The following is a 21210-nucleotide window of genomic DNA, read 5'->3' on the forward strand; positions in this document are numbered from 1 at the left end:
CGGAGTGTCATTGATGCAGCGCCCCCCGGCCCCGAGCGCGACCGGCAGCGGCACCGTGCCGGAACCTGCTCGCGAACCGGACTCCCCGGAGCCGGTTCCGGCCACCCCCGGCTATCCGCGGCACTGGGAGGCCGATGTCGTGGCCTCCGACGGCGGCATCGTGCACCTGCGCCCGATCCTGCCCGGCGACGCCGACGCGCTGCTGCAGTTCCACGACCGGCTCTCCGAGCGCACCCGCTACCTGCGGTTCTTCGGGCCCTACCCGCGGATCCCCCCGCGTGACCTGGAGCGGTTCACCTCCGTCGACCACAAGCGGCGGGTGGCGTTCATCGGGCTGCTCGGCGACGAGATCATCGCCGTCGGCCGGTACGAGGGGCTGACCAACGGCAGCACCAACGGCAACCCGCGGTCGGCCGAGGTCGCCTTCGTGGTCCGCGACGACCACCAGGGCCGCGGGCTCGGCTCGATCCTGCTCGAGCACCTCGCGGCGGCGGCCCGGGAGAACGGGCTGCGCCGCTTCGAGGCCGAGGTGCTGGTCGAGAACCACCAGATGGTGCGGGTCTTCCGGGAGGCGGGGTACCAGGTCAGCCGCGCCTTCGCCGACGGGGTGCTGCACCTGGAGTTCGACGTCGACCCCACGGAGCGCTCGCTCGCCGTGCGTGACTCCCGGGAGCAGGCGGCCGAGGCGCGCAGCGTGCACAACCTGCTGCACCCGGGTTCGGTCGCGGTCATCGGGGCGTCGACGGACCCGTCGAAGATCGGCCACGCGGTACTGGCCAACCTGCTGCGCGGCAACTTCACCGGCCCGGTGTTCCCGGTCAACTCCGAGGCCCGTTCGGTGCGCGGGGTGCGGGCCTACGCGTCGGTCACCGACATCCCCGACGAGGTCGACCTGGCCGTCGTCGCGGTGCCCGCCGCGGGCATCGACGAGGTCATGGACTCCTGCCTGGCCAAGGGCGTCAAGGCGCTGATCGTGATCAGCTCCGGGTTCGCCGACGCGGGCTCGGACGGTTCCGGGGCCGAGCGGCGGATGGTCGAGGCGGCCCGGGCTCACGGCATGCGCGTCGTGGGGCCGAATGCGCTCGGGGTGGCGAACACGGCCACCGAGGTGCGGCTCAACGCGACCCTCGCCCCCGACCTGCCCGGTGCCGGGCGGGTCGGCTTCTTCTGCCAGTCCGGTGCCCTGGGCATCGCGCTGCTGGCCGCGGCCACCGAGCGCGGGCTCGGCTTCTCGACGTTCGTCTCGGCCGGCAACCGGGCCGACGTCTCCGGCAACGACCTGCTGCAGTACTGGCAGACCGACCAGGCCACCGATGTCGTCCTGCTCTACCTGGAGAGCTTCGGCAACCCGCGCAAGTTCGGCCGGTTGGCCCGGCGGCTCGCCCGGCGCAAGCCCATCGTCGCGGTGAAGAGCGGCCGGCACACCGATCCGCGTCGCCGGTCGCCGCACGCGGTCGCCATCGACGACGCGAGCGTGCAGGCGCTGTTCGAGCAGTCCGGGGTGATCCGGGTCGGCACGGTGCCGCAGATGTTCGACACGGCCCTCCTGCTGGCCTACCAGCCGCTGCCGGCCGGGCCCCGGGTCGCGGTCGTGGGCAACTCGACGGCGCTGGGCCTGCTCGTCACCGACGGACTCCTCGACGAGGGCCTCGACGTCGCCGGGGACCCGGTCGACGTCGGCGCCGCCGCGACGCCGGAGCAGTTCGCGGCCGCGGTGGAGCAGGCCATCTCCGCCGAGGACGTCGACGCGCTGGTCGCGGTGTTCGTCCCGCCGGTCGCCACCCCCGGCACGGCCTACGCGCGGGCGCTGCGGGAAGCGGTGGCGGGTTCGGGCAAGCCGGTGGTCAGCACCTTCCTCGCCGTCGAGGGCGTGCCCGACGAGCTGGCCGTGCCACGCCCCGACGGCACCCCCGGGCCCGGGTCGGTGCCCAGCTACCCCAGCCCGGAGCGGGCGGTATCGGCGCTGAGCCGGGTGGTCCGCTACGCCCGGTGGCGGGCCACGCCCTTCGGCGAGTTCGTCACCCCGGAGGGCACCGACACCGAGCGGGCCCGCGAGATCGTCGCCGGGCTCGGCGCCACCGAGACACATACGCTGTCCGACGACGACGCGGTCGCGTTGCTGGCGTGCTACGGCATCGAGGTCACCCCGTTCCGGCAGGTGTCCGGGGCCGAGGCTGCGGTGGCTGCCGCCGAGGAGCTGGGCTACCCGGTGGCGCTCAAGGCCGTCGGCGAGCGCTGGCGGCACCGCACCGACCTCGTCGGGGTCAGGCTCGATCTCGGTGCGCCGGCAGGGGTGCGCCGGGCGCACGGGGCGCTGGCTGCGGTGACCGGCTCGGACGAGGTGTACGTCCAGCGGATGGCCCCGAAGGGGCTGTCCTGCACGCTCGAGGTGATCGACGACCCGTCGTTCGGTTCGCTGCTGTCGTTCGGGCTGTCCGGGATCGCGAGCGAGCTGCTCGGGGACCGCGCCTACCGGGTGGTCCCGGTCTCGACGACCGACGCCGCGTCGCTGGTCCGGGCGCCCCGGGCGGCACCGCTGCTGGCAGGCTACCGCGGCGCCGAGCCCGCACGGCTGGACGCGCTGGAGGACCTCGTGCTGCGCGTCGGGAAGATCGCCGAGGAGCTGCCCGAGGTGCGGTCGCTGGCGCTGGACCCGGTGCTGGCCTCCGCAGAGGGCGCGTTCGTCACCGGTGCCCGGGTCGTTCTCGGCCCGCCGCCGACCCGCGACGACCTCGGTCCCCGCAAACTGCGCTAGCCCGCGCCCGGTGCAGCCCCGTCGCCGTCCCGGAACCCCGGACCGGCGACGAGGCTGCGATGCGGGGACGGGCTAGCGGCGGAACGACACCTGCAGGGTGGGCTGACTGGTCTCGGCGAAGAAGTCGTTGCCCTTGTCGTCCACCACGACGAACGCGGGGAAGTCCTCGACCTCGATCTTCCAGACCGCCTCCATGCCGAGCTCCGGGTACTCCAGCACCTCGACGCGGCGGATGCAGTCCTGGGCCAGCCGCGCGGCCGGGCCGCCGATCGAGCCCAGGTAGAACCCGCCGTGCTTCGCGCAGGACTCGGTGACCTGCTTGGACCGGTTGCCCTTGGCCAGCATGACCATCGACCCGCCCGCGGCCTGGAACTGCGCGACGTAGGAGTCCATCCGCCCGGCCGTGGTCGGCCCGAACGACCCGGACGCATAGCCCTCGGGGGTCTTGGCCGGGCCCGCGTAGTAGACGGGGTGGTCGCGCAGGTAGTCGGGCATGCCCTCGCCGGCCTCCAGCCGCTCCGCGATCTTGGCGTGCGCGATGTCGCGGGCCACCACGAGGGGGCCGGTCAGCGAGACCCGGGTCTTCACCGGCAGCGTGGAGAGCTGGGCGCGGATCTCCGACATCGGCCGGTTGAGGTCGATCCGGACGACGTCCTGCGCGGAGGCCTCCAGGTGCTCGTCGGTGACGTCGGGCAGGTACTGTGCCGGGTCGCGCTCGAGCTGCTCCAGGAACACGCCCTCGGGCGTGATCTTCGCCCGAGCCTGCCGGTCCGCCGAGCAGGACACCGCGATCCCGACGGGCAGCGACGCGCCGTGCCGGGGCAGCCGGATCACCCGCACGTCGTGGCAGAAGTACTTGCCGCCGAACTGGGCGCCGATGCCGAACTGCCGGGTCAGCTCCAGGACCTGCTGCTCGAGGTCGCGGTCGCGGAAGGCGTGCCCGAGCTCCGAGCCTGCGGTGGGCAGCGTGTCCAGGTAGCGGGCGGAGGCGAGCTTGGCCGCCTTGAGCGTGAACTCGGCCGACATGCCGCCCACGACGATCGCCAGGTGGTAGGGCGGGCAGGCCGCGGTGCCCAGCGAGCGCAGCTTCTCGTCGAGGAACGCCGCGAGCCGCTTGGGGTTCAGCAGCGCCTTGGTCTCCTGGTAGAGGAACGTCTTGTTGGCCGAGCCGCCGCCCTTGGCCAGCACCAGGAACTCGTACTTCGGGGTCTGCCCGGGCGCGGAGTACAGCTCGACCTGGGCCGGCAGGTTGGTGCCGGTGTTCTTCTCGTCCCAGAACGACAACGGGGCCATCTGCGAGTAGCGCAGGTTCAGCTCGTCGTAGGCCTGGAAGATGCCGCGGGAGATCGCACGTTCGTCGTCGCCGCCGGTCAGCACGGTCTCGGTGCGCTTGCCGATGACGATCGCGGTGCCCGTGTCCTGGCACATCGGCAGCACCCCGCCGGCCGCCACGCAGGCGTTGCGCAGCAGGTCGGTGGCCACGAACCGGTCGTTCGGCGACGCCTCCGGGTCGTCCACGATGGACCGCAGCTGGGCCAGGTGGGACGGCCGCAGCAGGTGCTGGATGTCCTTGACCGACTCCCGCACCAGTGCGGTGATGGTGTCGGGGTCGATCTCGAGGAAGGTCCGGCCGGCGGCCTCGACGATCGTGCCGGGCTGCAGGTCGAGCTCGCGGTACTCGGTCTCGTCGGGACCGAGCGGGAGCACGTCGGTGTGGTGGAACTCGGGCATGGGGGGAACGTACCCCGGAAGTGTCCGCATCAGCCGAGAGGCCGGACCGGCCCCCGACCGGTCCGGCCTCCCGTGGTGGGCGCCGCCCGGACGTCGTCCGGTGGCGCGGGGTCGGTGCCCGCGCCACCCTTCCGGGTCATCAGCGGACCGTCAACCGCACACGCCGACCGTTCGCCTGCGCACGATCTGCCGGAGTGTGAAAGAGGAGCGATCTACGCCACACAATTGTTAGGGTTTCAAACATGCCCGGATCCATTCTCGGTACCGCCGTGCGCAGGGTCGAAGACCCCGACCTGCTGACCGGTGCCAGCACCTACGTAGGCAATCTGCGGCTCGACGGAGTGCTGCACGTCGCCTTCGTCCGGTCCCCGCTCGCGCACGCCCGGATCGCGGGCATCGAGACCGCCGCGGCCGCGGCGGCGCCCGGTGTGGTGGCGGTGTTCACGGCCGCCGACCTGAACCTGCCGGCCCACCACGGGCTGATGATGGTCAACGAGCGGACCCCCCGCCCACCGCTGGCCACCGACCGGGTGCGGTTCGTCGGCGAGGCCGTGGCCATGGTGGTGGCGGAGAGCAAGGCGGCCGCGGTGGACGCGGTGGAGCTCGTCGAGATCGACTACGACCCGCTGCCGGCGGTGGTGGACATGGAGGCGGCGTTCGCGCCGGACGCCGAACTGCAGTTCCCCGAGCTGGGGTCCAACCTGGCCGCCGGGGCGCGCTCACCGTCCGACCCCGACCCGCTGGCCGACGCCGAGGTCGTGGTGCGCGCCCGCATCGTCAACCAGCGGCTGGCCGTGATGCCGATGGAGGGCAACGCGATCGCCGTGCAGCCGGCCGGGGACGACGACCACGATCTCGTGGTGCACGTCTCCACCCAGATGCCGCACGGTTTCCGCACCCAGGCCGCGCGGCTGTTCGGCCTCGAGCCCGAGCGGGTGCGGGTCATCGCCCCGCACGTCGGCGGGGCGTTCGGCGGCAAGGCCGGGATGCTCGCCGAGCACACCGCGGTGATCGGTGCGGCGCGCGCCCTGGGCCGGCCCCTGACGTGGGTGGACACCCGCTCGGAGAACCTGGTCTCGATGCCGCACGGCCGCGGGCAGATCGCCTACTACGAGCTCGGGCTCACCCGCGAGGGCGTGATCACCGGGCTGCGCGCCCGGGTGATCGGCGACTCCGGCGCCTACGCCGGGTTCGGCGGCGGGCTGGTGCTCAACCAGACCTATGTGATGTCCCAGGGCGTCTACGCGATCCCGAAGATCGGTTTCGACGCGGCGGTGGCGTACACCAACACCACTCCCATGGGTGCGTTCCGCGGCGCCGGGCGCCCGGAGGCGACCGCGCACCTGGAGCGCATCATCGACCTGGCCGCGGCCGAGCTCGACATCGACCCCGTCGAGCTGCGCCGGCGCAACTTCCTCGACCCCGCCGACTTCCCGCTGACCACGGTGGTCGGCGCGCAGTACGACGTCGGCGACTACGACCTCCCGCTGCGCGAGGCGCTGCGGCTGGCCGACTACGACAAGCTCCGCGAGGAGCAGGCCGCGCGGCGCGAGGCGGGCGACCCGGTGCAGCTCGGCATCGGGATCTGCGTCTACGTCGAGATCACCGCCGGCGGCGGCGGATCCGAGTTCGGCTCGGTGCGGGTGCACGCCGACGGCTCGGCCACCGTGTCGGCCGGCACGTCCGGGCACGGCCAGGGCCACCCGACGTCGTTCGCGATGCTGGTCAGCGACGCCCTCGGCATCCCGATGGAGAAGATCCGCTTCGTGCAGTCGGACACCGCGTCGGTGCCCCGGGGCAGCGGCACCGGCGGGTCGCGGTCGCTGCAGATGGGCGGCAGCGCGGTGCGCCTGGCCGCCGGCGACGTGCTCGACCAGGCCCGGCGCCGGGCCGCGGCGATGCTCGAGGCGTCGGTCGACGACGTCGAGCTCACCGACGCCGGCGAGTTCGGCGTGGCCGGCGTTCCGGGTGCGAGGCTGACCTGGACCCAGGTGGCGGGCGCGGCCGCCGAGGCAGGGGAGGAACTGTTCGCCGGGCTCGACGCGAAGCAGGACGGCCCGACGTTCCCGTTCGGCGCGCACGTCTCGGTGGTCGAGGTGGACACCGAGACGGGGTGGGTGCGCCCGCGCCGGCACGTCGCCGTCGACGACTGCGGACGGATCCTCAACCCGCTGCTCGTCGAGGGCCAGCAGCACGGCGGGCTCGCGCAGGGCATCGCGCAGGCACTCTACGAGGAGGTCGTCTTCGACCCGGAGGGGCAGCCGCTGACCGCGACGCTGGCCGACTACCGGATGCCCACCGCGGCCGACCTGTTCTCCTTCGAGGTGTCGACCACTGAGACCCCGACCCACATGAACCCGTTGGGCGCCAAGGGGATCGGTGAGTCGGCGACGATCGGCTCGACGCCGGCGGTGCAGAACGCGGTGATCGACGCGCTGCGCCCGTTCGGGATCCGTCATATCGATCTGCCGTGCACCCCGCAACGGGTGTGGTCGGCGATCCGCGACGCCCGCAGCGGCCGGCCCGCCGACCCGTGGCGGGAGCCGCCATCGGTGTTCGAGACGCTCCCGGTCCGCGGCGCGGGGGAGGGTGACGACGCCGGGGCCATCTGAACGGCTAGGTGAGGCCGTGAGTCGGATCCGGCGCCGAACGCACCGGATCCGACTCATCACCCCGGCCTTCCGGCCGCGTTGACGACACGTTGATCGACTGATCTGTCGACTGCCATTGACGCGTCCGCGGCAGGCCGTAAGGGTGTGTGACGACGCACACCCCAACGGCGAGGAGGCCCCCGACATGAGCTCGCAGATCGACCAGGTGCTGAAGGACGCGGTCGATGCAGGTGCCGTACCGAACGCGGTCGCGATCGCGGCCGACCGCAACGGTGTGATCTACGAGGGGGCGGCCGGCCCCCGTGAGGCGGGCGGGACCGACCCGGTCGGGCCCGACACGCACTTCCGGATCATGTCGATGACGAAGATGGTCGCGACGGTCGCCGCCCTGCAGGAGATGGAGCGCGGCAACCTCGACCTCGACGCGCCGATCGACACCTACTGCCCCGACTTCGCCGACGTCCAGGTGCTGGAGGGCTTCGAGGGCGACAAGCCGACGCTGCGGCCGCCGGCCAGCCGGGCGACCGTCAAGCAGCTGGTCACGCACACCTCGGGGCTCGGCTACTGGTTCTGGAACGAGAACCTGGTGCGCTGGGAGGCGGCCACCGGCACCCCGAACGTGCTCTCCGGCCAGAACGTGATCTTCACCGCGCCGCTGGTCGCCGACCCCGGCACGACGTACATCTACGGCATCAACACCGACTGGCTCGGCCGGGTGGTCGAGGCGGTCAGCGGCCGGACGCTGGACGTCTACATCAAGGAGAACATCACCGCGCCGCTCGGGATGAACGAGACCGCGTTCATCATGAGCCCGCAGCAGCGGGCCAACTCGGTTCCGGTGCACGTCAAGGGCGAGGACGGCACGTGGGCCGCCACCGACATCGACCTCAACCAGCAGCCGGAGTACTTCGCCGGCGGCCACGGCCTGCACTCCACCCCGCGTGACTACCTCACGTTTCAGCGGATGCTGCTGAACAACGGCACCCTCGACGGGACTCAGATCCTGCGCTCCGACACCGTCGACGCCGCGTTCACCAACCAGGTCGGCGACCTGGATTTCCCGGCCGAGATCCCCACCGCCGACCCCGCGTCGACGCACGCCCTGAACATGGGTCCCGGGTACAAGTGGGGCTACGGGCTGCTGCTGAACACCGCGGACATCCCGGGCATGCGCCGGGCCGGCAGCGGGGCGTGGGCCGGGCTGTGCAACACCCACTTCTGGGTCGACCGCACCACCGGCATCACCGGCGCCATCTACAGCCAGTTCCTGCCGTTCGTGCCGCAGGAGGCGCTGGACATGTACGCGAACTTCGAGCGGGCGCTCTACGCCTCGCTGTGAGCGAGCGGTAGGCCCTCCGAGCCCGTGCGGGGCCGCTGGTGATCGAAACCACCGGGCCCGCACGGGCGCCCCGGGGATGTGTTCCGCCGGCGGCTGGCGCAGACTCACCGGCGTGAGTACGGAGGAGACGCGATGAGGCTGGCCACCATCCGCACCGCGACCGGGACCCGTGCGGTCCGGGTCGACACCACGACCGCGGTGGAGACGGGGGAGACGGACCTGCGGGCACTGCTCGAGCGCCCGGACTGGGCCGAGCACGCGGCGAACGCGGCCGGGCCCACCCATCCGGTCGACGGGTTGGACTACGCGCCGCTGGTGCCCGCCCCGGAGAAGATCATCTGTGTCGGGTTGAACTACCGCGACCACATCCTGGAGATGGGCAACGAGCCGCCGGCGTACCCGACGCTGTTCGCCAAGTACCCGCCCGCGCTGGTCGGGGCGCACGACGACATCGTGCTGCCCGCGGTGTCGGACAAGATCGACTACGAGGCCGAGCTGACCGTCGTGATCGGCCGTCCGGTCCGGCACGCGGACGCGGAGCAGGCCGCCGCGGCGATCGCCGGATACACGATCCTCAACGACGTCAGCGTCCGGGACTGGCAGAACCGCACCAAGCAGTTCCTGCAGGGCAAGACGTTCGAGCACTCCACCCCGCTCGGCCCGGTCCTGGTCACCCCCGACGAGCTGCCCGAGGGCGGCTGGGAGATCTCCAGCGTGCTCGACGGCGAGGTGATGCAGCACTCGACCACCGCCGAACTCGTCTTCGGGCCGGTCGACCTGGTGCGCTACCTCTCGACGATCATGACGCTGAACCCGGGTGACGTGATCGCCACCGGGACGCCGGGCGGTGTGGGCCACGCGCGTAAGCCCCCGCGCTACCTCACCGACGGCGCCACGCTGGTCACCGCGATCGCCGGGATCGGCGAGACCCGCAACACCTGTCGCAAGGAGAAGATCCCGGCGTGACACGCACGCTCAAGGACACCCTCGCCTGGGCCGGCGACGGCGCCGCGCATCTGCGCGGGTTGATGTCGCGGTTGGGCGACGAGGCCTTCGCGGCCCCGTCCGCCCTGCCCGGCTGGAGTCGGGCGCACGTGCTGACGCACATCGCCCGCAACGCCGACGCCATGATCAACCTGCTGACCTGGGCGCGGACCGGGGTCGTCACCCCGGCCTACGTCAGCCGCGAGCAGCGCGACGCGGACATCGAGGCCGGAGCGGGGCGGCCGGCTGACGCGATCCGTACCGACGTCGAGGTCACCTCGGACAAGCTGGCCCAGGTCGTCAAGGCGATGCCGGAGTCGGCCTGGTCGGCAACCGTGCGCAACGTGCAGGGTGTGGAGATCCCGGCGACCGACATCCCGTGGGTGCGGGCCCGGGAGATGTGGATCCATGCGGTGGACCTCGACGCCGGTGCGGCGTTCACCGACTTCCCGGCGCCGATGGTCCACGAGCTGCTCACCGACGTCACCGCGACGCTCGGGGCGAAGGAGGACTGTCCGGCCGTCCGCCTGATCGCCACCGACCACCAGCAGGTGTGGACGCTCCGGACCGCCGCGGGGGCGGTCGCCGTCCTCGGGCCGGCGGCCGAGCTCGCGGGCTGGGTGCTGGGCCGGACCCGCAGCCGGGAACTGCGCACCGACGACGGCCGTCCGCTGCCCGAGCTGCCCGGCTGGCTCTGACCGGGTCCGGTCGGGCCCGGCGCCGCGACGCGGTCAACCCTCGTCGCGGCGGGTCAGCTCGTCGAGCCGGGTCTGCACGTCGTCGAGGCGGGCCTGCAGGAGCGCGACCTCGGCGCTGAGCACCGCGACGGCGCCGGCCGCTTCGGGCACGGCCGGCGCCGGCAGCGGCGCCACCGGCCCGGCGGCCGCGTCGTCGGTCGTCACAGTGATCCCACCGGCCAGCCTGCCGAACACCTCAGGCCCGAGCACCGGCCGGATGCCTGCGCACGCCGCGCAGACCGGGACCAGCCGCCGCCAGCCCACGCTGCCCGCCCCGGAGTCGGCGAGCACCTGGGCCGGCCGGGCGCACTCACAGCGCCCGATGCGCACCACGCACACCCGTTGCCGGGCGTAGCGCAACCCGCGCTCGTAGCGCCGGTAACGCCCGGACACCGCGACCTCCAGCAGCACCGCGCCCCGGTACTCCGGCTCGCAGGCCAGGTCCCGGGCCGCGGAGAGCAGGTGGAAGCAGTAGAAGCCGCAGTCGCACCAGCGTGACGGGCACGCGTGCCGGGAGCCGTGCACGCAGATCGCGTCGTCCACCGCGCGGTAGACATGCGCGCGACCCAGCGTGACACCGCTGAACCCGGCGGCCGTCCCGTCGGCGGACAACATCGGGTAGGCGAGCTTGAACCCCGGCAGCGGCCGGTCCGAGTGCTCCCGCGACGTGCGGGTGGCCGGCCAGCCCATCGGTCTCAGACCTCGGCGGGCCGTTCGACCGACTCCGGTTCCCGGACGAGCACGGGTGCGGTCCCGGCGCGCTCGCGGGCCGCGACGCGTGGCTCCGCGGAGGTGCCGGTCGTCCCGGGCACGGCCCGGTCGGCATCCGGATCGGCCGCGAATCCCTCGGCGAGCTTCCTGCCCAGTCTCATGGCGCCTCCCGCAGCTGGACGGACGCGAACTCCGTGACACCAGGCTGACCCCGCCGCGGCCCGTTGTCCAGAGTCCTGCGTCCCGGGTTCAGCGGTGCGGGTTCAGCACGTGACCGCAGCCGGGGCCAGGGCGACGAACAGCGGCCGCACCGACGTCGCCGTAGCCGGGACCTCACGGCGTGACACCGTGGAAGCGACGTGCCAGGCTCGCGGCCGTGCCACCGGAGGCGGTCCCGCGCCCCGAGGATCTCGACCGGCCCCGGCAGGGTCCCGGTTTCGACGCCGTGCGCACCGAGTTCCGGCTACCGGCGCAGTTCCCACCCGCTGTACTCGCCGAGGCCGCCCGCGTGGCCGGGCTCCCGCCGGGCCCCGGACCCGACCGGATCGACGCCACGCACATCCCGCTGGTCACCATCGACCCGCCCGGCGCCAAGGACCTCGATCAGGCCCTCGGGGTGCAGCGCCGCGACGGCGGCTACCGGGTGCACTACGCGATCGCGGACCTGGGCGCCGTCGTCGAGCCGCACGGGCCGCTCGACATCGAGGTGCGCCGCCGCGGGCAGACGGCCTATCTCCCGGACGGTTCGGTGCCGCTGCATCCGCCGGTGCTCTCCGAGGGCATCGCCAGTCTGCTTCCCGATGGCCCGCGTGCGGCCGTGCTGTGGCGGATCGACACCGACGCCGACGGCGAACCGGTCGAGGTGCAGCTGCAGCGCGCGGTGGTCCGCTCGCAGGCCCGGCTGGACTACGCGGGCGTGCAGGCCGACGTGAACAGCGCAGACCCCGAGCGGCTGCACCCCGCGCTGGCCGCGCTGCCCGAGCTGGGCCCGCTGCGCCGGGCGCTGGCGGTGCGCCGCGGCGCGATCGAGCTCGAGCTGCCCGAGCAGGAGGTGCACCCGGACGGGAACGGCGGGTGGACCGTCCAGGTCCGGCGGCGCACCGACGTCGAGGTGTGGAACGCGGAGATCTCGCTGCTCACCGGGATGGTGGCGGCCCGGATGATGCTCGACGCCGGCATCGGGCTGCTGCGCACGTTGCCGGCCCCCGATCCGGCGGCCGTGGCCCAGCTGCGCTGCACCGCGCGCGACCTCGGGGTGGCCTGGCCCGACGGCGCGACGGCCGCCGAGGTGCTGGCCGCGCTGCCGCGGGACATCCCGTATGCGCTGGCCCTGCGCAGGGCCGCGACGACGCTGCTGCGCGGTGCCGGGTACGCCGCGTTCGACGGGGCCGCGGTGCCGCCGCCGGACGACCCCGGGCACGGCGGGATCGGGGCGCCCTACGCGCACGTCACGGCTCCACTGCGGCGGCTGGTCGACCGGTTCGGCAGTGAGGTGTGCCTGGCGCTGTCGTCGGGGACGGGCGTCCCCGAGTGGCTGCGTACCGCGCTGCCCACGCTGCCGGACATCATGGCGGCGTCGGACCTGCGCGCCGGCAAGGTGGAGCGGGCCTGCGTCGACCGCACCGAGGCAGCGCTGCTCGCCCACCGGGTGGGGGAGGATCTCGAGGTCGTGGTGTTGCGGCCGGACCCCGGCGAGGTCTACCTGGTCGACCCACCGGTGCTGGCGCGGTGCTCGGGTCCGCTGCGGGCGGGCCGGCTCGCCCGGGTCCGGCTGGTCGAGGCCGACCCGGCGTCGGGCCGGGTGTCCTTCGCCGCGAGCGAGAGCGACGCCGCGGAGATCAGCCCAGATAGCTGACCGGCAGGTCGAGCGGTGTCCGCGGCGCGGGCGGGGACCCGGCCGGGGTCCCCAGGTAGATCCACCCGGTGACCTCCTCGTCCTCGGCGAGGCCGAGGTGCGCGCGGACCTTGGGGGCGTCGCCGAACCAGCCGGTGCGCCACATCGCGCCGAAACCGCGGGCGTCCGCGGCGAGCACCAGACCGTACGCGACGCACGCGGCGGAGGCCTGCTGCTCCCGGAGCGGCACCTTCGGGTGCGGGCGCGGGGCGCCCACGACCACCACGATCATCGGGGCACGCATCGCCTTCGCCCGGGTGCGATCCAGCTCCTCGGGGCTCGCGGCCGGGTCGCGCTCGGCGTGCGCGGCGGCGAACGCGTCGCCCAGCGGGCCGCGGGCGGCGGAGTCGACCACGATGAGTCGCCAGGGCCGCAACCGGCCGTGGTCGGGGGCGGAGCAGGCCGCGCTGAGCAGTTGGCGGAGCTCGTCGTGATCCGGCGCCGGGCCGGTGAGCGCCGGGCGGGAGCGCCGCCCGCGCAGGGCCGCCACGACGTCGGCGGGCCGGCCCGCCTGCCCACTCGTCACCTCAGGTCAACCCCCGTTCCGGTGTCCGCTCCGACACGCTCCCAAGCGGATCAATTAAGGCTACCCTCATCGACGCGGGTCAGCCGGTCAGCCCTGAATACCCGCTCCCATGCCGTCCAAGCCACCGGAGGTGGAGTCGTGCCCACGCGCGTGTTCCGTTACGGGATCGAGCACGAGTGCGCACTGATGCGTCTCGACGGGTCGTTCGCGGACTTCACCGACACCGGCTTCGACGAGCTGCAGGCGATCGTCGACGCGCTGCCGGAGGACCCCGGCGACTACCCGGACCTGCGGGTCGGCGACCTGGGGATCAAGCGCAAGCGCTGGTACGTCGAGGGTTTCGAGCGGTTCGACGAGGCCGGTGAGCTGCTCCGCTGCGACCCCAAGGGCATCGAGATCCGCACCCGCATCCACGTCTCGATCGACGACGCCGTGGCCGCGCTGCGCGCCGATCAGGCCCTGCTGGACGCCGAGGCGCTCGCCCGCGGATTCCGCACGACCGCGATCGGGTTCAACCCGGTCCGCTCGAGCTACCCGATCGTGCCGCCCCTGAACGGGTGGGAACACGTGCACCGGACCGGCTCGCCCGAGGAACGCACCGCGCACCTGCACATGGTCACCTACGGCCCGGACCTCAACCTGTCGTGCCCGGGAATGGATGTCGATGAGCTGATCGACGTGGCCGCGAAGCTGACCTTCTACAGCCCCTACCTGGTGCCGCTGTCGTTCTCCTCGCCGTTGCGCGACGGGGGCCTGTGGGGCGGGCTGTCGGCGCGCACGGCCCTGCGCACCGGCGCCCGGCCCGCGGTGATGGTGTTCCTCGCCGACCCGGCCCGTATGGTGCCGGCCGACCCGTCGCTGACCCAGCCGGCCCGGTTGCCGGCCGAGGCCGGCCGGATCGAGTTCAAGGCGTTCGACGCCTGCCCCGATCCGCAGCTCTACGGCGAGCTGCTCAGCCTGCTCACCGGGCTGGTCCTGGACACCAGGCTGACCGGGCGGCGGACGACGCCGGACACCGCGCTGCACCAGCGGTCCGCGCGCGAGGGGCTGGCCGACCCGCTCATCCGCGCCGGCGCGGTGGCGGCGGTGGAGGCGGCGACGGCCGCGCTCGCCGGCCGGCCCGCGGACCTGGCTCGGATGGCGGCGCTGCGCGCCCGGCTCGACCGCGGGGAGTGCCCGGCCCTGGACATGATCGCCCGCTATGACGCGGGGAAGCCGGTGGCCGGGATCTGCCGGGCCCGGACCGTGGTGGCGGGCTGACCCGCCGGGTTGGTCACACCGCACGGGCGCGGCTGATGAGCCCGCGCCCGTGCGGGTGGTCCTCAGGAGTAGGAGTGCTCCGCGTCGGGGTACGCCCCGCCGCGAACCTCCTCGCCGAAGCGGCGCGCCGCGTCGAGCAGCACCCCGCCCATGTCGGCGTACTGCTTGACGAACCGGGGCTTGCGGCCGCGGTTCATCCCCGCCATGTCCGACCAGACGAGGACCTGCGCGTCGCAGTCCGGGCCGGCGCCGATGCCGATCGTCGGGATGGCGAGCTCGGCGGTGACCCGCTTGGCCACGTCGGCCGGCACCATCTCCAGAACCACGGAGAACGCGCCCGCGGCCTGCAGGGCCAGCGCGTCCTCGACGAGCCGCTCGCCCGCGTCGCCGCGACCCTGGATCCGGAACCCACCGAGGGCGTGCTCGCTCTGCGGGGTGAACCCGAGGTGGGCCATCACCGGGATGCCGGAGGCGGACAGCGCCTCGACCTGCGGGGCGAACCGCGCGCCACCCTCCAGCTTGACGGCGTGCGCGCCGCCCTCCTTCATGAACCGGAAGGCCGTGCTGAGCGCCTGCTCGGCCGAGACCTGGTAGCTCCCGAAGGGCAGATCGGCCACGACCAGCGCGCGCTTGGTGCCCCGCACCACCGCCTTGACCAGCGGCATCAGCTCGTCGACGGTCACCGGGAGGGTGTTGTCGTAGCCGTAGACGTTGTTCGCGGCGGAGTCGCCGACGAGCAGGACCGGGATGCCGGCCTCGTCGAAGATCTCCGCGGAGTACATGTCGTAGGCGGTGAGCATCGGCCAGCGCTCGCCGCGTTCCTTGAGCTCGCGCAGATGGTGGATCCGGGTCCGCTTGGGCCGGGCAGGCGCCCGGTAGGGCGACGGCTCCTCGGCGGCGGATCCCGTAGCCTTCGCGGCGGCGCTGGTGTCGGCGTCAGACATCGTCGTCCGTCCTCCCTCGAGGCCCGCTCGGCGGGTCCCCGGGTCGTCAGGGGTGAAGACCGAAGCGTGACACTGCGAGGGGTCTGCGGGCACCGCTCTGGGACGAGGTTCACACGCCGAAGACCGCCGACTCACCCTCCCGAACGTGCCGACTCGCGGGGAGGGGCTAGGGCTGGCGCTCCCGCCACGTGTTCGTGATCGGCAGCCGCCGGTCCCGGCCGAACGCCTTGAGGCTGATCTTGGTGCCCGGCGGGTACTGCCGGCGCTTGTACTCGGCGCGGTCGACCATGCGCACCACGTCCTCGATCAGCCCGGCGTCGAACCCGGCGGCGACCATGTCGTCGAAGCCGCGGTCGGACTCCACGTAGTCGTCGAGGACGTCGTCGAGCAGCTCGTAGTCGGGTAGCGAGTCGGTGTCGAGCTGGCCCGGGCGCAGCTCGGCCGAGGGAGGCTTCTCGATCGAGCTCGGCGGGATCGGCGGGGTCTCGCCGCGCCTCTCGGCCTGCTCGTCGCGCCACCGGGCCAGCTTCCAGACCAGCGTCTTCGGCACGTCCTTGATCGGTGCGAAGCCGCCGACGGCATCGCCGTAGATCGTCGAGTAGCCGACCGCGAGCTCGGTCTTGTTGCCGGTGGCCAACACCAGGTGGCCCTCGAGGTTCGACAGCGCCATCAGCGTCACGCCGCGGGCCCGGGCCTGCACGTTCTCCTCCGCGAGCCCGGTGAGCCCGAGCTGGGAGACGAACACCTCGACCATGTCGCCGATCGGCTGCACCTGGAAGTGCAGCCCGGTCCGGCGGGCGAGGTCGGCGGCGTCGCCCTTGGAGTGCTCGGAGGAGTACTTCGAGGGCATCGACACGCCGTGCACGGCGTCCGGGCCCAGCGCGTCGACCGCGAGCGCGGCCACGACCGCGGAGTCGATGCCGCCGGACAGACCCAGTACGACCGAGCGGAACCGGTTCTTGCGCACGTAGTCGCGCAGGCCGGCGACCAGCGCCGACCAGACCTCGGCCTCGTCGGACAGCGGCTCGGCCAGGGTCGGTCCGGCGCTCGGCGTGCGGTCGCGCTCCGGGGCGACGTCCAGGGTGCTACGGCGCACCTCGAAGCCCGCCGGGGCGGCGTCGTCGCGCTCCGGGCGCCCACCCGGCAGATCGAGGTCGACGACCAGCAGGTGCTCGACGAACTGCGGGGCCCGGGCCACCAGGGTGCCGCCCGCGTCGACGACCATCGAGTCGCCGTCGAAGACCAGCTCGTCCTGCCCGCCGACGAGGTTGACGTAGGCGATCGGAGCACCGGCCTCACGAGCGCGGGACGCCACCAGCTCGCCCCGGACGTCGTCCTTGGCCCGCTCGTAGGGCGAGCCGTTCAGGACCAGCAGCAGGTCGACGCCGACGTCCCCGTAGGCCGCCACCGGTCCGCCGTCCTGCCAGATGTCCTCGCAGATCACCACGCCCAGGTCGACCCCGCGGTAGCGCACGATCGGCAGGTCGTCGCCGGCCTTGAAGTAGCGGAACTCGTCGAACACCCCGTAGTTGGGCAGGTGGTGCTTGAAGTAGCGGTCGACGACCTTCCCGCGGTGGATGATCGCGGCGGCGTTGCGCGGGCCGGCCTCGTCGGCGTCGAGGTAGCCGACGACCACCAGCAGCTCACCGAGCCCGGCCTCGACGAGCTGCCCCGGCAGTGCGTCGAGCGCCTGCCGGGATGCCGCCGCGAACGACTGGCGGAGCGCGAGATCCTCGACGGGATAGCCGGTGAGCACCATCTCGGGCAGGGCGACGACGTCCGCGCCGGCGGCCGCGGCGCGGGCGGCCTGGTCCAGCACGAGACGGGAGTTGCCGGCGATGTCTCCGACACAGGCGTTGACCTGTGCGAGCGCGATGCGGAGCTGGGGCATACGACCAATTCTGCTCCACGATCGGGTGCGGCAGGACATGCGCCGGGTGGCTGCGCTGGCATGCTGCACGCGTGTTCGCCCGTCGCGTTCGATCGAGCGCCCGCCCCCGCGCCACCGCTCTCGCCGTAGCCGTGTCCGCGGCCGTCCTCGTCACCGCCGCGTGCACCGCCGCCGCGCCGGCCCAGACGACGCCGGCCGCTGCGACCCCCTCGGACCCGGCGCTTGCGCAGTACTACGACCAGAAGCTGTCCTGGGGCCCCTGCGCTCCGTTCGCCACCACCGCGAACGACCGGCAGGCGTTCGCCGACCCGAAATACGACTGCGCGAAGCTGCAGGTCCCGCTCGACTACGCGCACCCGGACGGCAAGAAGGCCGAGCTCGGCGTGCTGCGGCAGAAGGCTCTCGATCCGGCGGCGAAGATCGGCTCGCTGATCACCAACCCGGGTGGCCCCGGTGCCTCCGGGATGAGCGCGCTGCCCAGCATCATCAGCGGGGGCGTCGGCACCGGTCCGCTCGCCCAGCGGTTCGACCTGATCGGTTTCGACCCCCGCGGGGTGGGGGCGAGCACGCCCGCCATCGACTGCCTCAGTGATCAGGAATGGGCGGTCGAGCGCGCCCGCGCCGACTTCGACCCGTCGCCGGCCGGGGTGGCGAAGACGGAGGCGGAGAACAAGGCCTTCGTCGACAAGTGCGTCGCCAAGACCGGAGTCGACGTGCTGGCCAACGTCGGCACCCGCGATGCCGCCAAGGACATGGACATCCTGCGCGCCGCGCTCGGCGACGCGAAGATGACCTACCTCGGTTACTCATACGGCACCCGGCTCGGCTCGACCTACGCCGAGGACTTCCCCGGCAACGTCCGGGCGCTCGTGCTCGACGGCGCGCTCGACCCGACGCAGAGCACCGTGGACCGGGTCGTCGCGCAGAACGCCGGATTCCAGGGCGCCTTCAACGCCTTCGCCACCTGGTGCAGCCAGCAGCCGACGCCGTGCCCGCTGGGGCAGGACCCGAACAAGGCCACCACGGTGTTCCAGGCCCTGGCCCGGCCGCTGATCGACAAGCCGATCCCGGCAGGCCCCGGTCGGGAACTGGGCTTCAACGACGCCCAGACCGGCGTCTCGCAGGCGCTCTACGTCTCCGCCGCGTACCCGATCCTCAGCCGGGGTATCGCCGGGCTCGCCACCGGTGACGGGACGATCCTGATGCGTCTGGCCGACCTCTACTACGACCGCGACGCGGACGGTCACTACTCGAACACGCTCGAGGCGTTCACCGCCATCGGCTGCATGGACGAGCAGCGCATCACCGACCGGGCGCAGGTCGCCGACCTCAACAAGCGCGCGCTCGAGGCCGCGCCGTTCCGCGACGACGGCCACGGCGTGGTCGCCGCGCTGGACCAGTGCGCTTTCTGGCCGGTTCCGCCGACCAGCCAGCCGCACACCCCGAAGGTGCAGGGGCTGCCGCCGACGCTGACGATCTCGGTGACCGGCGACCCGGCGACGCCGTACCAGGCCGGCGTCGACCTGGCCAAGGCACTGGGCGGGTCGCTGCTGAAGGTCGAGGGCAACCAGCACACCGCGGCGCTGCAGGGCAACGCGTGCGTGGACGACGTCGTCACCGCCTACCTCACCGACCTGAAGGAGCCCGCCGCGGGCACCGAGTGCAAGCTGGACGCCCCCTGACCATCGTGACCGGATTCGCACACGTCGAGGGGGCACGAAACATTGCCGTAACAGGCCCTTCCTAGGCTCTTCAGACCATGGACCGCCAGCAGGAATTCGTGCTGCGCACGCTCGAGGAACGCGACATCCGCTTCGTGCGGCTGTGGTTCACCGACGTGCTCGGCTATCTCAAGTCGGTGGCGGTGGCCCCCGCGGAGCTCGAGGGTGCGTTCGCCGAGGGCATCGGCTTCGACGGCTCCGCGATCGAGGGCTTCGCACGGGTCTACGAGTCGGACATGGTGGCCCGCCCCGACCCGTCGACGTTCCAGGTGCTGCCGTGGGAGACCTCGAGCGGCGAGCACTACTCGGCGCGGATGTTCTGCGACATCGCGATGCCCGACGGCTCGCCCTCCTGGGCCGACCCGCGGCATGTGCTGCGGCGTGCGCTGAGCAAGGCGGGCGAGGCCGGGTTCACCTGCTACGTGCACCCGGAGATCGAGTTCTACCTGCTCCGCGACCTGCCCGGCGACGGCTCCGCGCCGGTGCCGGCGGACTCCGGCGGCTACTTCGACCAGGCCGCCCACGACGTGGCGCCGCACTTCCGGCGCAACGCGATCGAGACGCTCGAGTCGATGGGCATCTCGGTGGAGTTCAGCCACCACGAGGGCGGGCCGGGCCAGCAGGAGATCGACCTGCGCTACGCCGACGCGCTGACCATGGCCGACAACATCATGACCTTCCGGTACGTGGTGAAGGAGGTCGCGATCACCCAGGGCGTGCGGGCCTCGTTCATGCCCAAGCCGTTCTCGGCCCATCCCGGCTCGGCCATGCACACCCACTTCTCGCTGTTCGAGGGTGACCGCAACGCCTTCCACGACCCGGACGACCCCTACGAGCTGTCCGAGACCGGCAAGGCGTTCGTCGCCGGGGTGCTGCGTCACGCCCGCGAGATGAGCGCGGTCACCAACCAGTGGGTCAACTCCTACAAGCGGCTGATCACCGGCGGCGAGGCGCCGACCGCGGTCTGCTGGGGGCACGCCAACCGCTCGGCGCTGGCGCGGGTGCCGATGTACTCGCCGGGCAAGTCGTCGACGCGGCGGGTGGAGATCCGCACGCTCGACACTGCGTGCAACCCCTACCTCGCCTTCGCGGTCATCCTGGGGGCCGGGCTGACCGGTATCCAGAAGGGCTACGAGCTGCCGCCGCCCACCGAGGACGACGTCTGGTCGCTCACCGAGACCGAGCGCCGCGCGATGGGCTACGAGTCGCTGCCGCAGAACCTCACCGAGGCGCTCGCGGCGATGGAGCACTCGGAGCTGGTCGCCGAGATCCTCGGCGAGCACGTCTTCGACTTCTTCCTGCGCAACAAGCGGCAGGAGTGGGACGGCTACCGCCGCCAGGTCACCCCGTACGAGCTGGCGACGTACCTGCCTGTGCTCTGACCACGGTCTGCTCGCGCCGACGGGCCGAGATCGGCTGGCGTGATCCTCGGCCCGGCTACCTGGCGGTCCGGTGGTGACGCACCTGAGCTGCCAGGAACTCCGTCCCGGTGCGCAGCGCGGCCACCCCGTCGCTCGTCGAGTCGCTGAGCGCTCGGACGTCGCCGTCGGTGATGGCCGGAACCGATGCCCGCACGGCGGCGCGCAGTTCGGACGCGACGTCGCAGAGCTGGTCGGTCCAGCGCTCGGCCTCGGGCAGCGCAGCCCGCACCCGGACAGCGTCCGGGTCCCGCTGCAGCCCGCGCAGGTGCTCGTCCAGTGCCGCGGCGAGCCGGCGCAGCTCACGGTGCTGGTCGGCCAGTGTCGCCGAGACCAGCGGCTGCGCCGACGCCGCGGCGAGCTGGCGGTCCGTGGCGGTGACCGCGACCCCGAGGCGGCGGCGCAGGCCCGCCGCGGTCCGCTGCGGCCCCACGGGCAGGGTGAGCGCCTGGAGCGAGGTCCGGGCCGCTTCGATCCGGTGCGCCTGCGCGCCGGCGATGCCGCGGGCCCGCCGCACCAGCCGCCGGACCACGACGACACCGACCAGCAGCGCGGCGATCAGCAGCACGAGCGCCACGCTGCCACCCACCGCGAGCACGGTCGCGAAGTCAGCCATCGTTCCTCCTCGCTCTCACCTGGTGCCCACATTACGGATACGGCGCCCGGAAAGCGGTCGCTGTGACGGCC

At 72.9% G+C, this 21210-nt stretch carries 16 protein-coding genes; 9 read left to right on the forward strand and 7 right to left on the reverse strand.

The annotated features are described in order from the left end of the window. The first annotated feature begins 13 nt into the window (after positions 1 to 13). Complete coding sequence (locus tag HF526_RS00625; protein WP_169379207.1) at positions 14 to 2755, forward strand: bifunctional acetate--CoA ligase family protein/GNAT family N-acetyltransferase; 2742 nt, start codon at positions 14 to 16, stop codon at positions 2753 to 2755. Between the two features lie 72 nt (positions 2756 to 2827). Here the strand turns inward: HF526_RS00625 and HF526_RS00630 are convergent, their stop codons facing one another. Further along, positions 2828 to 4486: a fumarate hydratase gene (locus HF526_RS00630; RefSeq protein ID WP_169379208.1), complete on the reverse strand. Its 1659-nt coding sequence runs from the start codon at positions 4484 to 4486 to the stop codon at positions 2828 to 2830. Positions 4487 to 4728: 242 nt separating this feature from the next. Here HF526_RS00630 and HF526_RS00635 point away from each other — a divergent pair, with 242 nt between their 5' ends. The 4 genes from HF526_RS00635 to HF526_RS00650 all read left to right on the forward strand — a co-directional run bounded on the left by HF526_RS00635 (position 4729) and on the right by HF526_RS00650 (position 10119). Next, positions 4729 to 7098 carry a xanthine dehydrogenase family protein molybdopterin-binding subunit gene (locus HF526_RS00635; RefSeq protein WP_169379209.1) on the forward strand — a complete coding sequence of 790 codons (2370 nt, stop codon included), beginning with the start codon at positions 4729 to 4731 and terminating at the stop codon, positions 7096 to 7098. Between the two features lie 184 nt (positions 7099 to 7282). Continuing rightward, positions 7283 to 8437, forward strand: coding sequence for a serine hydrolase domain-containing protein (locus HF526_RS00640; protein ID WP_169379210.1), 1155 nt, complete (start codon positions 7283 to 7285; stop codon positions 8435 to 8437). A gap of 132 nt (positions 8438 to 8569) precedes the next feature. Continuing rightward, positions 8570 to 9403 carry a fumarylacetoacetate hydrolase family protein gene (locus tag HF526_RS00645; RefSeq protein WP_169379211.1) on the forward strand — a complete coding sequence of 278 codons (834 nt, stop codon included), beginning with the start codon at positions 8570 to 8572 and terminating at the stop codon, positions 9401 to 9403. Then, on the forward strand, positions 9400 to 10119 hold the full coding sequence (locus tag HF526_RS00650) for a maleylpyruvate isomerase family mycothiol-dependent enzyme (protein ID WP_169379212.1): 720 nt from the start codon (positions 9400 to 9402) through the stop codon (positions 10117 to 10119). Before HF526_RS00645 ends, HF526_RS00650 begins: the two co-directional genes overlap by 4 nt. A gap of 33 nt (positions 10120 to 10152) precedes the next feature. On the opposite strand, the gene HF526_RS00655 is transcribed toward HF526_RS00650, so the two are convergent. Next, positions 10153 to 10848 carry a hypothetical protein gene (locus HF526_RS00655; protein ID WP_169379213.1) on the reverse strand — a complete coding sequence of 232 codons (696 nt, stop codon included), beginning with the start codon at positions 10846 to 10848 and terminating at the stop codon, positions 10153 to 10155. 5 nt (positions 10849 to 10853) lie between these two features. Continuing rightward, positions 10854 to 11030 (reverse strand): hypothetical protein, encoded by a 177-nt coding sequence (locus tag HF526_RS00660; protein WP_169379214.1) that lies wholly within the window; start codon positions 11028 to 11030, stop codon positions 10854 to 10856. A gap of 215 nt (positions 11031 to 11245) precedes the next feature. Here HF526_RS00660 and HF526_RS00665 point away from each other — a divergent pair, with 215 nt between their 5' ends. Beyond that, the gene (locus tag HF526_RS00665) at positions 11246 to 12724 is read left to right on the forward strand and encodes an RNB domain-containing ribonuclease (protein WP_169379215.1); all 1479 of its coding nucleotides are present in this window, start codon (positions 11246 to 11248) and stop codon (positions 12722 to 12724) included. On the opposite strand, the gene HF526_RS00670 is transcribed toward HF526_RS00665, so the two are convergent. Further along, entirely contained in the window at positions 12708 to 13289 is a 582-nt protein-coding gene (locus HF526_RS00670; RefSeq protein ID WP_211176577.1) for a nitroreductase family protein, read from the reverse strand. The two genes, HF526_RS00665 and HF526_RS00670, sit on opposite strands and share 17 nt — an antisense overlap. A 138-nt stretch (positions 13290 to 13427) precedes the next feature. On the opposite strand from HF526_RS00670, the gene HF526_RS00675 reads away from it, so the two are divergent. Continuing rightward, positions 13428 to 14549: a glutamate-cysteine ligase family protein gene (locus HF526_RS00675; RefSeq protein ID WP_338051193.1), complete on the forward strand. Its 1122-nt coding sequence runs from the start codon at positions 13428 to 13430 to the stop codon at positions 14547 to 14549. A gap of 62 nt (positions 14550 to 14611) precedes the next feature. Here HF526_RS00675 and panB read toward each other — a convergent pair whose 3' ends face one another. Both panB and HF526_RS00685 read right to left on the reverse strand, forming a co-directional pair. Further along, the gene (gene panB, locus HF526_RS00680; protein WP_169379216.1) at positions 14612 to 15493 is read right to left on the reverse strand and encodes a 3-methyl-2-oxobutanoate hydroxymethyltransferase; all 882 of its coding nucleotides are present in this window, start codon (positions 15491 to 15493) and stop codon (positions 14612 to 14614) included. A 166-nt stretch (positions 15494 to 15659) separates the two neighbouring features. Continuing rightward, positions 15660 to 17384 (reverse strand): NAD+ synthase, encoded by a 1725-nt coding sequence (locus HF526_RS00685; protein ID WP_169379217.1) that lies wholly within the window; start codon positions 17382 to 17384, stop codon positions 15660 to 15662. 131 nt (positions 17385 to 17515) lie between these two features. Between HF526_RS00685 and HF526_RS00690 the strand changes: the two genes are divergently transcribed. Both HF526_RS00690 and HF526_RS00695 read left to right on the forward strand, forming a co-directional pair. Next, complete coding sequence (locus tag HF526_RS00690) at positions 17516 to 19066, forward strand: alpha/beta hydrolase (protein ID WP_338051194.1); 1551 nt, start codon at positions 17516 to 17518, stop codon at positions 19064 to 19066. A 77-nt stretch (positions 19067 to 19143) separates the two neighbouring features. After that, positions 19144 to 20487 carry a glutamine synthetase family protein gene (locus HF526_RS00695; protein WP_169379218.1) on the forward strand — a complete coding sequence of 448 codons (1344 nt, stop codon included), beginning with the start codon at positions 19144 to 19146 and terminating at the stop codon, positions 20485 to 20487. 55 nt (positions 20488 to 20542) lie between these two features. Here HF526_RS00695 and HF526_RS00700 read toward each other — a convergent pair whose 3' ends face one another. Continuing rightward, positions 20543 to 21139, reverse strand: coding sequence for a hypothetical protein (locus tag HF526_RS00700; protein ID WP_169379219.1), 597 nt, complete (start codon positions 21137 to 21139; stop codon positions 20543 to 20545). Positions 21140 to 21210 lie beyond the last annotated feature (71 nt).

This window comes from Pseudonocardia acidicola (assembly GCF_012911935.1).
In the GTDB taxonomy this organism is placed as follows: Bacteria; Actinomycetota; Actinomycetes; order Mycobacteriales; family Pseudonocardiaceae; genus Pseudonocardia; species Pseudonocardia acidicola.

What these genes read in the sequence shown, in the direction of transcription:
- HF526_RS00625 (WP_169379207.1), top strand. Translation starts at nt 14, where the DNA reads ATGCAGCGCCCCCCGGCCCCGAGCGCGACCGGCAGCGGCACCGTGCCG.
- HF526_RS00630 (WP_169379208.1), bottom strand. Translation starts at nt 4,486, where the DNA reads ATGCCCGAGTTCCACCACACCGACGTGCTCCCGCTCGGTCCCGACGAG.
- HF526_RS00635 (WP_169379209.1), top strand. Translation starts at nt 4,729, where the DNA reads ATGCCCGGATCCATTCTCGGTACCGCCGTGCGCAGGGTCGAAGACCCC.
- HF526_RS00640 (WP_169379210.1), top strand. Translation starts at nt 7,283, where the DNA reads ATGAGCTCGCAGATCGACCAGGTGCTGAAGGACGCGGTCGATGCAGGT.
- HF526_RS00645 (WP_169379211.1), top strand. Translation starts at nt 8,570, where the DNA reads ATGAGGCTGGCCACCATCCGCACCGCGACCGGGACCCGTGCGGTCCGG.
- HF526_RS00655 (WP_169379213.1), bottom strand. Translation starts at nt 10,848, where the DNA reads ATGGGCTGGCCGGCCACCCGCACGTCGCGGGAGCACTCGGACCGGCCG.
- HF526_RS00660 (WP_169379214.1), bottom strand. Translation starts at nt 11,030, where the DNA reads ATGAGACTGGGCAGGAAGCTCGCCGAGGGATTCGCGGCCGATCCGGAT.
- panB (WP_169379216.1), bottom strand. Translation starts at nt 15,493, where the DNA reads ATGTCTGACGCCGACACCAGCGCCGCCGCGAAGGCTACGGGATCCGCC.
- HF526_RS00685 (WP_169379217.1), bottom strand. Translation starts at nt 17,384, where the DNA reads ATGCCCCAGCTCCGCATCGCGCTCGCACAGGTCAACGCCTGTGTCGGA.
- HF526_RS00695 (WP_169379218.1), top strand. Translation starts at nt 19,144, where the DNA reads ATGGACCGCCAGCAGGAATTCGTGCTGCGCACGCTCGAGGAACGCGAC.
- HF526_RS00700 (WP_169379219.1), bottom strand. Translation starts at nt 21,139, where the DNA reads ATGGCTGACTTCGCGACCGTGCTCGCGGTGGGTGGCAGCGTGGCGCTC.